This is a genomic window from Vagococcus carniphilus, from assembly GCF_014397115.1.
Taxonomy (GTDB): Bacteria; Bacillota; Bacilli; order Lactobacillales; family Vagococcaceae; genus Vagococcus; species Vagococcus carniphilus.
On sequence record NZ_CP060720.1, the window covers coordinates 39,385 to 52,116 of the forward strand.

A 12,732-nucleotide genomic window follows, 5' to 3' on the forward strand; every position below is an offset into this window, starting at 1 on the left:
ATATTGTTACAAAAATTGATCAAAAAGGAGTTCGTTTATGACTAAGAAAAAATGGCTTCTAATACCTCTTGTATTAGTCCTGATATTGGTAAGTTTCTATTGTTACCAAGCCATTCAGTTTCAAAATAAATTTCTCGATAAAACAATGATTGGTAATACAGACGTTAGTAAGTTAACCAAAGAGGAAGCAAAAACAAAATTGAATGAATTAGTTGATGCAGAAGTCTATCGTGTACTTGATAATGGAGAAGTCTTTAAGGAAATTCCTAAAAAAGAATTAGGAATGGAATATGATATTGATAAAACTGTCAACAATGCTATGTCAAAACAAAATTCATGGTTGTGGTTCATGTCATATATTCAAGCACCTGAAAAAGAAGACCTTGAAGCTAAAGGAATTAACAAAGAATCTCTTAATAAAATAATGGATTCTGTTAATAAAGAATTAGAGGCTTTCAATAAAAATCGCAAGCAAACTAAAAATGCTTCTGTGGAACAAAAAGATGGTAAATTCCAAATTATCCCTGAAGTTCAGGGAGATTCAATAGATACAAAAAAATTTATCTCAGCCGCAGCTAAAAGTATTGAAAAAGGTGAATCAGACATTGAGTTAACCAAATTCATCGAAAAACCAACGATTCTTGCGACAGATGACAATCTGAAAAAAGAGTTAGATAACATTAATAAAGTAGCTGAAATTAATGCCTCATACTCTATTAATGGCCAAGAAGTTAAAATTCCAAAAGATAAAATGGCTTCATGGGTTATTTTCGAAGATGGTAAATTAAACTTAAAACAAGATGAAGTTAAAAAATATGTTGAAGAGCTTGGAGCAACTTATAACACAAGTACGAATCCTTCTAAATTCAAAAGTACAAAACGAGGCGAAGTTTCAGTGCCTGCTGGTGCTTTAAGTTGGACAATTGCGACAGATACAGAAGTCGCTCAATTAACTGAACAAATTCTAAAAGGCGAAGACTTTAGTGGTCGTGTTCCTGCTTTCCAAGGAAGTGGTACACCAGCTTCTTCTTTAATTGGTAATTCATATATTGAAGTTGATTTACAAAACCAACATATGTGGTACTACAAAGATGGTCAAGTCGCATTAGAAACACCAGTTATTACTGGTAAACCAAGTACACCTACTCCACCTGGAGTTTTCTATGTATGGAATAAGAAACGAAATGAAATTTTACGTGGTGAAGATTATGCAAGTCCAGTTGATTACTGGATGCCAATCGATTGGACAGGTGTTGGAATTCACGATTCACCTTGGCAAAATGATGGTGCATATGGCGGTAATTCTTTCCAAACAGTTGGATCTCATGGTTGTATCAACACACCACCTTCAGTTTGTGCTAAATTATTTGATATGATTGAAGTCGGAGTTCCGGTTGTTGTCTTTTAATGATATATCTTAGAGAAATGCTTTGAGCATTTCTCTTTTTTTATTCCCACCACTTAGGAATTAATCTTCTACCATCATCATAATCAGCTAAATTTTGGTACATTCTCTCAATCATCTTCTCGACGTCTTCTTTAAAGAAATTTTCTGCCCAGGTTATGGAAAATAAACTCGTATGGAGCACATAGAATTTTTGCATACGCCAAAAACTCTCTGGAACGTCATTCTCAAAATAGCCCATTATAATTCCTTTAACAAATAGCAAACTGCTCTCTTTTCCAAACATTTGCAACTTATAAAATTCTTCGTAAGGATCTCCTATGTCACTTCGATTAAAATCAATTACCCCGACTTTTTTATTATTTGTATAGATTAAATTTCCAGCGTGAAAGTCACCATGCTGCAGGGAAACCGATTGTTGTAAAATTTGATAACTATTTTCTCTAACATATTTTTCTAATATCTCGACTTGAGGCAAACTGGCATATTGGCTATTTAAAAAACGGTTTAATTGATGTATTTTTTTATCTTGTAATTTTTTTAAAATCATTGCTTCATCTACCTCAATGTCAATCTGATGAAACTCCTTCAAAATCTTCCCCGCTTCTATTCCTAAATCATATTGATTCTCTTCTGTTAATAGCGGCAGTACACTTTCTAAATCATTTCCTTCAAGATAACTAAGTAGCATATAAATGTTATCCGTATCAGGTATTTCTTCTAATTTGATAACCCGGGACATCAAATCGGGTAATTGATTGAATAGCTGTATTCGCTGAAACTCTTCTTGCTTTTCTTTCCAATTACTTTTATCAGAAATTCGTAATAAAAGAGATTCTCCTTCTTTAGTTATCACTTGATACTTCTCATCAGCTGACCAGCCTTTTTCTATAGGTATAACTTTTTGCCAATTATTTTGTTTCATTAAATAATTTAAATCCATGCTTAGTTACCTCCCTTTATCGGTTTATTTTCTTAATTATACCCTTTAAAGAAATAAAAAAAGAAGTCGTAGTCAAAATAATTTAACTACAACTTACTTTTCTTTAATTCATTAATTTTTCTAAAACGTTTGTTGGCACGTCATCTTTTTGTACTTCTTCCCACGTTTCTACAAAACGTCCTTTAGTATCTAATTTTAAAATAGCATTTTCTTTTAATTTATCTCCAGCATAATAAGATAAGTCATATTTTTCTCCACTTTCACTAATAGCAGATTGATGATACATATAACCACCTGGCTCTTGTTTTACTGCTTCTTTACTATTTGTTACCACATAAGATGGTTCTTTTTTAATTAAAATATTCAATCGGTCAAATTGCTGAGGTAAATCATTATTATCTGTTTGTTTTTGTCCTTTGGTTACCATTGATCCTATAATCGGTGTTCCTATTACCAATACACCCAGAATTGCAAATCCTAAAATTACTTTTTTCATCTATCTTCATTCCTTATCTGATTTATTTTGATAAGCTTATTATAGAAGAAAAAAAGCTATAACCACATCGGCTATGGCATGGACTTGTGTTAAGACTTAAGCTGTATTTTCTACTCATCTAATTGTTTCATCAAATAAAGAACTAAGTTATCACCATTCGTACAGGATTCACCTTGCTTTAAAAGCTTATCATTATACCAAACACCAGAACCGTCAGGACAATACCCCATTTTCACATATAATCTTTGAGCAACACCATACCCTGAATGAAGCCCAACACCAAGCGTTAAAATATTCGTTTCATTCATAACTCTTGCTTCAGCTACAGATAAAAGCGAACGTCCTACTCCTCTATTTTGAAAAGCAGTAAAGACATTAAAATCAACTATTTCTGGAAATTTATTTTTAAATGGTCCTTCTTTTGCCAATGGAAGAATCGTTAGATAGCCAACAACTTCTTCATTTTCAGCTGCAATTAAAACCTCTCTCTTCCCTTCTGCTTGCTCAGTCAAATAATTCGTTAAGACATCTGTTCTTTTTTCCCACCCCTGATTTGTAAAAGCTTTATCTATTTTTTCAATATCAGATAATTCCATTTTTCTTATTCGTAAATCTAACATTTATTCTATTCTCCAATCATTCTATTGATTCACTCGCTCTTTTTTTAACCTCAAGAAATCCACCGTACCTAAAACAACTAGAGCGATATTTCCGATGACACCTAAAAATAAACTAATTAACCATGACCAATAGAAAGGATCAATCAAATAATTAAGCTTATCTATTTCATTTATTTCGATTAACGAGACAAAATGGAGGCACATTGAAAAACCAATTAAAAATACAGGCGCTCGGTATTCTTTCATCATTGTCTCTGACTGATTAATCTTCTTGATAAAAAAAACAGTTTGAATAATAAATAACGTCAATAAATATAAAATAAAAAGGATAATAACGGTATCCATCGTCAGCTTATACTCTTTTTTCAAAAAGATATACATATAGGTTAAAAAAATTAAAGTCATCATGTTTAAGAAACTTACACCCCATAAAAAACTTGTTTTCTTCATCGAAGTTTGTTCTTTAATGTGATTTTTAGCACCTAGAAATAGGGCTGTTCCTGTTAACGAAACAAAAACGAATGTTAATTGAAACAAATACCAATAAAAGTTATAAAATCCATTCATTCTATCCCTCTCTTTCTAGTGATACTTGTATTTAATATCCATTCTAAGGATGTCTATCTGGGTTTACAATTAAAAAAACACATTTTTAATGATACAATCATTTAAAAGGAGGCGTTATCATGGTTCATAAAACAAAACTCGTTTTTCCGTCTATTGAAATGGCTAATGCTCTTAAAAAATACCGAACAGAGTTTGAAGAGACAGGAGATACCATGCATGGTGTTAGCTCTTTGGAAAAATTTACTGAGATTAACGATTGGTTAGAACATTTAAAAGCCTATGAGTCAAAAGAAACATTACCTAATAAAAATTTCGTTCCTAGTTTTCAATATGTTTTATATGATACTTTAACTCATGAGATTTTAGGAGCAGTATCTATCAGAACTGAATTAAATGACTGTTTACGACAAGTAGGAGGACACATTGGTTATTCGGTTGCTCCATCTAAACGGCGTAAAGGATATGGGCGACTCATCTTAAAAGAAGCTCTAAAAAAAGCTGAGGGTCACGGATTAAAACGTGTGTTAGTTACCTGTGATGAGGATAATATACCTTCTGCCAAAGTGATTGAAGCAAATGAAGGAGTCTTAGAATCTATTGTTCTAGATTCTGAAAGTAATAAACAAGTAAAACAATACTGGATTAACTTATAAAAAATTCTAAAAAGAGGGATAATATGCTTATTGAAAATTACAATATAACTTTTCCAAAAGAAATAACTTCTATTGAAGATAAAATGTTTTTTTATTTTAATTGTTTTGACTTAGAAAAAATCGCTAAACATTCATTAGAGGTCGCCACAGAAGCTAAAAGATTAGCTCCTCAATTTCAAATAGATGAAGAAAAAGCCTATTTTGCCGCTTTACTCCATGATATAGGAAATGTTGTTCCTAGCGAGAAACAACTTTTACTAGCAAAAGAACTTAAGTTACATGTAGTTGAAGCAGAAGAAATACTCCCTTTTTTGCTTCATCAAAAATTATCTGCTTATCTAGCTGAAAAAATCTTTTTAGTGACTGACCAGGAGCTGCTTTCTGCTATGGCTTGTCATACAACACTAAAAGCTCAGGCAACTGGCTTAGATAAACTTATTTTCATCTCAGATAAAGTTAAATGGGATCATTCTGATAGAGCACCTTTTCTAGATGATGTGGAACAAGCTTTAACAGTTTCTTTAAACCAAGCCTGTCTCGTCTATCTAGAATGGGCCTTTAATCAAGGAATGCCTGTTATTCATCCAATGTTTCAAGAAGCTTATAATGAATTAAAACATAGCTAGATTAAGGAGGAAGCTATATGTGGATTTCACTCTTTATGATTATTGCTGGTTTATTTCTCTTAGCTGTTGTCCCCAAATATTACCCTATGCTTGGTTTTAGAGGAGTTCTTTATTTATTTCAGATAAAAAATTCTCGGAAAATTACCAATCAAGTATTTGGCTTTCTTATTTTATTAACAGGAATTGTTTATCTACTCTATTTTTTATTAGTTGGAAGTAGTAACAAATTACTCATTAGTCTAATCGTAGTAGCCATTATCAGCACAGATTGTATATCATGGCTTATTTTAAGAAAAAAATAGTTATAATTACTTCATATTTTTATCAATCTTCTATCAACTATGTCTTGTAAGATGAATATATAAATCATTTATGACAAACATCCATCAAGGAGGAAACGACAATGGCAACTAATGAAAAAGTAATTATTATGAGTTTTGACGAAGAAAGTAAATCTTATCAAGCTTTTTCCGAATTAAAGAAATTACACCAATCTGGAAATATCAAAGGTGAACAAATGGCAATTTTAGAACACCGTTCTAACCATAATCTTGAACCAAAGGATTTTATTGATTTTACAGGTGCGGATAAAAACTTTAAAGGCAGTATGATTGGTATGCTAGTCGGGATTCTCGGAGGCCCTCTAGGTGTCTTACTAGGCTGGTTTACAGGTAGTTTGATTGGTTCTTCTAAGGACGTTAAAGAAGTCAAAAGTGCGATGTCTATTTTTGAGAAAGCAATAGCTATTATTCCTGAAGGTGAAACGGGATTGATTATCATTTGTGACGAGCCAAATACAGGTCACATTAATGATATCGCCTTGACTCAACTTAACGGAAAAATTGAACGTTTAGACCGAGATGTTGTAGAAGAAGAAATTGAAGAAGCTCAAAAAACACAAGAAGAAGCAGAAGATAGTGCTAAGAAACGTTGGTTTAAAAAATAACACTTAAAAGAAACTTCAAATGAAGTTTCTTTTTTTGACATTTTTTTCATTTTACTTTATTATAAAACATACCGAAGAATGTTTCACGTTGGAAGGAGAATAATAATGTCAAAACAACGCTATGATGGCGATCAAACAAGAGAAGATATTTTAATAGCTGCCGGCAAGCTTTTTAGAGAACAAGGATTTCAAAAAACGTCTATTCAATCGATTGTACTTGAATTAAATGGTTTATCTAAAGGTGCTATTTATCATCACTTTCCATCGAAAGAAGCTATTTTAGATGAATTAATGCGTCACTTTATGCCAAGTGAAGCTCTAATTGAAAGTATTCGTTCTGATAAGGAACTTTCAGGTTTAGAAAAAATTCAAACTTTATTTTTAAATGCGATGTTTCACGTCGATGTTCAAAAGTTTTTACCTTTTTCACCTAATTTTACTAAGGAACCACTATTATCCTTAAAATACGTAAAATTAACTCAAGATGTTTTTATTCCAGAAATTGCTGCATTTATTAAAGAAGGTAATGAGGATGGTTCTTTAGACGTCCCAAATCCAGATTTAATAGCAGAAGTTATTCTATTTCTATTAACAACTTGGTATAACGCAACCCTGTTTTCTAATTCACTAGATAACTTCTATCAGAAATTAGAAACTTCTCAATACGTTTTAAAACAAATCGGTGTCGATGTAATTGACTCGCGAGTTTTATCAAAAATAAAAGAAGGAATTGAGGCAATGACACATGAAGAAATTTTGGAAAATTAGTTTAATTATTTTAGGAAGTTTACTTGCTATTGTTTGTTTATTTTTAGGTGGTAGTTATATAAATAATCAAAGTAAACTAAAAAAAGAGGCCAAGCAAATTGAAAGTTATGGTGAACAACTTGATGTATTTGATGGCAAAATAAACGTGGTACGCAGTGGAAAAGATAAGAATAAAGAAAATATTCTTCTATTTCCTGGATACGGAACAGCTTCACCTTATTACGATTTTTTACCTGTTATAACAAAGCTTGAAAAGGATTTTAACGTAATCGTCGTTGAACCTTTTGGATACGGCTTAAGTAGCCAAACAAAACGAAAAAGATCTATTGAAAATATCGTTGAAGAGATGCATGAAGTCATCACTCAACTAAATATGGATCATTACATTTTAGGTGGGCACTCAATTACTGGACTGTATGGTGTAAATTATTTAAATCGTTACAAGGATGAAAACGTCACTGGATTTTTAGGTATTGATACGAGTGTTCCAACTCAAAAAATGGAAAGTATGAATATGGCTCCTTTCAACTTCTTAAAAAAATCAGGTATCATGAGACTCTATATTGATAGTAACCCTGCCAAAGGGTTAGGGATGAAAGAAGATGACCCTAATGTCGACCAAGTTAGAATGATTACCTTGAAAAACTCAATTAGTGATAATTTAGAAGAAGAACTTGATTTACTAAGTGAGAACTTCCAAAAAACTAAAAAAATGGTACTACCTAAAGACTTACCTACTTTAATGTTTGTTGCAATTAATGACGGTCGCGATGACTGGGTTCCAGAACATCAAAAACAAATGAAACAGGTAACTAATGGTAAAATGATTGAACTTAAAGGGCATCATTATTTACACCGTACTCAATCAAAAGCTATTGCTGAAGAATCAAATAAATTTTTCAATAAATAAAAAGAGAACTGACTATAAGGTCAGTTCTCTTTTTATTGTTTATTTTTCTTCTGTTTCACGTCTTTTTCTAAATCCTAATAATGCTAAACCTGATAAAACAAAACCGACTAATCCTGCTAAATAACCATTTTGTTCACTACCAGTTTTAGGTAGGGCTGAGTAGCCTGTTTTACCTGAAGTCCCAGATGATGTATAACCTCCACCTGATGAAGTTCCTTTACCTCCAGTGTTAATACCGGTAATTTTTTTACCTGGTTTATATTGACTTTCAACTAGAGTAATTGACTCTAATTTAGTTTTGACAATAGCGTCTGCTGTTGTTGCTTTGTCGATTTCGATCTTAGCTTTTACTAATGCTTCGTCAACCGCCTTGATTTGTGCTTCTTTTTGAGAGTTAGTTAGATTTTCATCATTTCTAATTTTCTCTTTTGTTGCTTCTGCCACTTTATCAAGTTCATTTTTAGCTATTTCTTTTTGTTCGTTAATAGCCTTTCCAGATTCATGTTGCTTACTTACATCTGTAATTCCTTGACCTTTAGCTTGATCAATTTCATCTGGAGTTTTTGCCGCAACGATCGCTGCTTTCGCTTTTTTAGCTTCTGCATCTACTGCGTCATTTTGTTTTTTCTTCTCTTCTTTTGTTAGAGTTACGTCGTTATTGATTTTTTCTTTTGTTGCTTTTGCAGCTTCATCGATTGCTTTTTTAGCTTCTTCTTTACGTAAGTCTAAGGCACTTCCTGGTTGGTACGCTTTATCAATATTCGTAATACCTTCACCTTTTGAAGCGTCTACTGCGTCTGCTGTTTTAGCTACATCGATTGCTTTTTTCGCTTTTGTTGCTTCTGTATCTACTGCATCACTTTGTTTTTCTTTTTCTGCTTTCGTTAGTGTCGCATCATTATTAATTTTTTCTTTTGTTGCTTTTGCAGCTTCATCGATTGCTTTTTTAGCGTCTTCTTTACGTAAGTCTAAGGCACTTCCTGGTTGATACGCTTTATCAATATTTGTAATACCTTCACCTTTTGAAGCGTCTACTGCGTCTGCTGTTTTAGCTACATCGATTGCTTTTTTCGCTTTTGTTGCTTCTGCATCCACTACATCATTTTGTTTTTTCTTTTCTTCTTTTGTTAAAGTTACATCATTATTGATTTTTTCTTTTGTTACTTTTGCGGCTTCATCGATTGCTTTTTTAGCGTCTTCTTTACGTAAGTCTAAGGCACTTCCTGGTTGATACGCTTTATCAATATTTGTAATACCTTCACCTTTTGAAGCGTCTACTGCATCTGCTGTTTCAGCTACATCAATTGCTTTTTTAGCTTTTGTTGCTTCTGTGTCTACTGAATTACTTTGTTTTTCTTTTTCTGCTTTTGTTAGTGTCGCATCGTTATTAATTTTTTCTTTTGTTGCTTTTGCAGCTGCATCGATTGCTTTTTTAGCTTCTTCTTTACGTAAGTCTAAGGCACTTCCTGGTTGGTATGCTTTATCAATATTCGTAATACCCTCACCTTTTGAAGCGTCTACTGCGTCTGCTGATTCAGCTGCATCAATTGCTTCTTTTGCTTTTGTTGCGGCTTCATCTACTCCAGCACTTTGTGTTGCTTTTTCTTCATTCGTTAGGGTCACATCATTATTAATTTTTTCTTTTGTTGCTTTTGCAGCTTCATCAATATCTGCTTTTGCTAATTCTTTACGCTTGTTTAAAGGTGTACCTGGTTGATAGTTTTTATCAATGTTTGTAATCCCTTCACCTTTAGCACGATCTACACCATTTGCATCTACTGCTGCATCTATTGTTTCCTTAGCTTTAGTCGCTGCTTCGTCTACTCCAGCACTTTGTGTTGCTTTTTCTTCATCTGTTAGTGTTGGATCATTATTGATTTTTTCTTTTGTTGCTTGAGCTGCTTCATCAATATCTGCTTTTGCCAACTCTTTTCGTTCATTCAATGCTGTTCCTGGTTGGTAGTTGTTATCGATGTTTGTAACTCCTTGACCCTTAGATGAGTCTACACCACTTGCATCTACTGCTGCATCTATCGCTTCCTTAGCTTTTGCTGCTTCGGCATCTACTCCAGCACTTTGTGTTGCTTTTTCTTCATCTGTCAACGTCAAATCATTAGCAATACGTTCTTTTGCTGATTGAGTTGCTTCATCAATTCCAGCTTTAGCTGCTTCTTTTCTTTCTTCCAACGGTTGACTTGTTTGATACTGATTGTCGATATTTGTAATTCCTTGACCCTTAGATGAATCTACGCCATTTGCATCTACCGCTGCATCAATTGACTCTTTTGCTTTTACTGCTTCGGCATCAGCATTACTACTTTGGCTAGCTTTTTCTTCATTTGTTAAGGTTGGATCATTATTAATACGTTCTTTGATTAAATTAGCTTCTTGATCAATCGCTTTTTTAGCTGCTTCTTTACGAGAGTCAATTGAAACACCTGGTTGATATTGATTATTAATCAACTCAATACCTTTGCCTTTAGCTTCATCCACTCCATCTGCTGTTGTTGCTGCGTCTATTGCACTTTTAGCATTTGTCGCTTCTTGATCAACTCCACCACTTTGAGCTGTTTTTTCTTCAGCAGTTAAAGTTGGATCATTATTAATACGTTCTTTAATTTTAGCTGCTTCTGCATCAATTGCTTCTTTTGCTGAGTCTTTTCTCGTGTCTAATGAATTACCTGATTGGTGTTGCTTGTCAATCAATTCAATACCTTTGCCTTTAGCTTCATCTACACCGTCTGCTGTTGTTGCTGCATCTATTGCATCCTTAGCGTTTACAACTTCTTGGTCAACTCCACCACTTTGGATTGCTTTTTCTTCAGCAGTTAAAGTTGGATCATTATTAATGCGTTCTTTAATTTTAGCTGCTTCCGCGTCAATCGCTTCTTTTGCTGAATCTTTTCTAACATCTAGTGAGCTTCCTGGTTGGTACTGTTTATCAATTAATTCAATGCCTTTTCCTTTAGCTTCATCTACATTATCTGCTGTTGTTGCTGCATCTATTGTTTCTTTTGCTTTTAATGCTTTCCCATCAACTTTATTACTTTGGATTTCTTTCTCTTCAGCTGTCAATGTTGAATCATTAGCAATTTTTTCTTTAACAATTTTTGCTTCTTCATCAATTGCATCTTTTGCTGCTTCTTTTCTAACGTCTAATGAACTACCTGGTTGGTACTGGTTATCGATTAATTCAATACCTTTTCCTTTAGCTTCATCCACACTGTCTGCTGTTGTTGCTTCATCAATTGTTTCTTTTGCTTTTGATGCTTCTTCATCAACTTTATTACTTTGAATTTCTTTTTCTTCTTTTGTCAGTGTTGGTTCGTTAGCAATTTTTTCTTTAATAAGTTTCGCTTCTTCATCAATTGCATCTTTAGCTGCTTCTTTTCTTACATCTAATGAAGTGCCTGGTTGGTACTGTTTATCAATTAATTCAATACCTTTTCCTTTAGCTTCATCTACACTATCTGCTGTTGTTGCTTCATCAATTGACTCTTTTGCTTTTGATGCTTCTTCATCAACTTTGTTACTTTGAATTTCTTTCTCTTCTTTTGTCAATGTTGGTTCATTAGCAATTTTTTCTTTGATGAGTTTTGCCTCTTCGTCAATTGCTTTTTTAGCTTCTTCTTTACGTAGGTCTAAGCTATCACCTGATTTATGTTGATTATTAACTATTTCGATACCTTTTGCAGTTTCTTGATTGATTTGATCTGCGTTTTCAGCTTTATTAATTACCTCTTTAGCTGTTTCACCTGCTTCTTCAGCTAACTTAGTTTGAACTTCTTTTTCTTCTTTAGTTAAGGTTGGATCATTTTTAATAGCTTCTTTCGTTTCAGCTACTGCCTTATCAATTAACTCTTTAGACGCTTCTTTTCTCACGTCTAAACCATCACCTGGTTTATGTTCTTTAATAATAGACGCTGTACCTGTTTCGACAGCTTTTTCAAGCTCATCTGCTGTATTTGTTCCATTAATAGCATCTTTAGTTAATTGGCCTGTTTCATTTACTGCTTTCTTTTGAACTTCTTTTTCCTCTTTTGTTAAAGTTGGATCTGCATCAATCGCTTTTTTCGTGTCAGTCATTACTTTTTCTAAATCAGTTAATGCTTTTTCTTTTTGCTTATCTAAAGGTGTTCCTGGGTGATATTTACTTTCAATATCTTTCGTTCCTTTTTCCAATGCTTTAGATAAATTTTCTGCATTTGTTGCATCTGATATTTCTTTTTTAGCCACTGCAGCAGCATCATCGACTTCTTTTAACTGTTCTTTCTTTTCAGTTTCAGTTAAATTAGTGTCACCATTTATTTTCTCTTTTGTATCTGTAATAACCTTATCTAAATCCACTAAAGCTGTCGTTTTTTGCTCATCTAAAGGTGCTCCTGGGTGATATTTACTTTCAATATCTTTTGTACCATTCTCTAGAGCAAGTTTTAACTCATCAGCTGTCTTAGATTCGTTGATTGCTTTCTTAGCAGTATCTGAAGCATTATCGACTGTTGTCAATTGTTCTTCTTTTTGAGCCTTAGTTAAGTTATCGTCTGCATTAATCTTTTCTTTTGTCGCTTTTACAACTTTATCTAAATTTTCTAGAGCTTGTGTTTGTTGTTCCTCCAATGGTGAACCTTGTTGATACTTACTTCTAATTTCTTTAGAACCTGAATCTAGTGCAGTATTTAAATCATCAGCTGTCTTAGAATCGTTAATTGCTTGTTCAGCTGCTTTTCCTGCTTCAACAACAGCTTCTAATTGTTTATCTTTTTCAACTTGCGTTAAATTCTTATCGTCATTAATTTTT

The 12,732-nt window shown here is 33.1% G+C and carries 12 protein-coding genes; 7 read left to right on the forward strand and 5 right to left on the reverse strand.

What is annotated here, in order from left to right; genetic code table 11:
* Window positions 1-37 precede the first annotated feature (37 nt).
* Window positions 38-1,408, forward strand: a complete 1,371-nt coding sequence (locus H9L18_RS00235; protein WP_126795382.1) for a L,D-transpeptidase family protein — start codon at window positions 38-40, stop codon at window positions 1,406-1,408.
* A 40-nt stretch (window positions 1,409-1,448) separates the two neighbouring features.
* On the opposite strand, the gene H9L18_RS00240 is transcribed toward H9L18_RS00235, so the two are convergent.
* The 4 genes from H9L18_RS00240 to H9L18_RS00255 form a co-directional block, all read right to left on the reverse strand.
* The gene (locus H9L18_RS00240) at window positions 1,449-2,348 is read right to left on the reverse strand and encodes an aminoglycoside phosphotransferase family protein (RefSeq protein ID WP_126795384.1); all 900 of its coding nucleotides are present in this window, start codon (window positions 2,346-2,348) and stop codon (window positions 1,449-1,451) included.
* A 103-nt stretch (window positions 2,349-2,451) separates the two neighbouring features.
* Window positions 2,452-2,844, reverse strand: a complete 393-nt coding sequence (locus H9L18_RS00245) for a YxeA family protein (RefSeq protein WP_126795386.1) — start codon at window positions 2,842-2,844, stop codon at window positions 2,452-2,454.
* 110 nt (window positions 2,845-2,954) lie between these two features.
* Window positions 2,955-3,464, reverse strand: a complete 510-nt coding sequence (locus H9L18_RS00250) for a GNAT family N-acetyltransferase (protein ID WP_126795388.1) — start codon at window positions 3,462-3,464, stop codon at window positions 2,955-2,957.
* 21 nt (window positions 3,465-3,485) lie between these two features.
* Entirely contained in the window at window positions 3,486-4,031 is a 546-nt protein-coding gene (locus tag H9L18_RS00255; protein ID WP_126795390.1) for a hypothetical protein, read from the reverse strand.
* 119 nt (window positions 4,032-4,150) lie between these two features.
* Here H9L18_RS00255 and H9L18_RS00260 point away from each other — a divergent pair, with 119 nt between their 5' ends.
* From H9L18_RS00260 to H9L18_RS00285, 6 genes are all read left to right on the forward strand, one after another.
* Complete coding sequence (locus H9L18_RS00260) at window positions 4,151-4,684, forward strand: GNAT family N-acetyltransferase (protein WP_126795392.1); 534 nt, start codon at window positions 4,151-4,153, stop codon at window positions 4,682-4,684.
* Window positions 4,685-4,707: 23 nt separating this feature from the next.
* Window positions 4,708-5,310 carry a bis(5'-nucleosyl)-tetraphosphatase (symmetrical) YqeK gene (gene yqeK, locus H9L18_RS00265; RefSeq protein ID WP_126795394.1) on the forward strand — a complete coding sequence of 201 codons (603 nt, stop codon included), beginning with the start codon at window positions 4,708-4,710 and terminating at the stop codon, window positions 5,308-5,310.
* A 17-nt stretch (window positions 5,311-5,327) separates the two neighbouring features.
* Window positions 5,328-5,612: a hypothetical protein gene (locus H9L18_RS00270; RefSeq protein ID WP_126795396.1), complete on the forward strand. Its 285-nt coding sequence runs from the start codon at window positions 5,328-5,330 to the stop codon at window positions 5,610-5,612.
* A gap of 101 nt (window positions 5,613-5,713) precedes the next feature.
* The gene (locus H9L18_RS00275; protein ID WP_126795398.1) at window positions 5,714-6,256 is read left to right on the forward strand and encodes a DUF1269 domain-containing protein; all 543 of its coding nucleotides are present in this window, start codon (window positions 5,714-5,716) and stop codon (window positions 6,254-6,256) included.
* 105 nt (window positions 6,257-6,361) lie between these two features.
* Window positions 6,362-7,024, forward strand: a complete 663-nt coding sequence (locus tag H9L18_RS00280; protein ID WP_185847515.1) for a TetR/AcrR family transcriptional regulator — start codon at window positions 6,362-6,364, stop codon at window positions 7,022-7,024.
* Entirely contained in the window at window positions 7,002-7,934 is a 933-nt protein-coding gene (locus H9L18_RS00285; protein ID WP_126795402.1) for an alpha/beta fold hydrolase, read from the forward strand. The genes H9L18_RS00280 and H9L18_RS00285 overlap by 23 nt, the downstream gene beginning before the upstream one ends.
* A 39-nt stretch (window positions 7,935-7,973) precedes the next feature.
* Here the strand turns inward: H9L18_RS00285 and H9L18_RS00290 are convergent, their stop codons facing one another.
* Entirely contained in the window at window positions 7,974-12,551 is a 4,578-nt protein-coding gene (locus tag H9L18_RS00290; RefSeq protein WP_126795404.1) for a DUF1542 domain-containing protein, read from the reverse strand.
* Window positions 12,552-12,732: the final 181 nt, after the last annotated feature.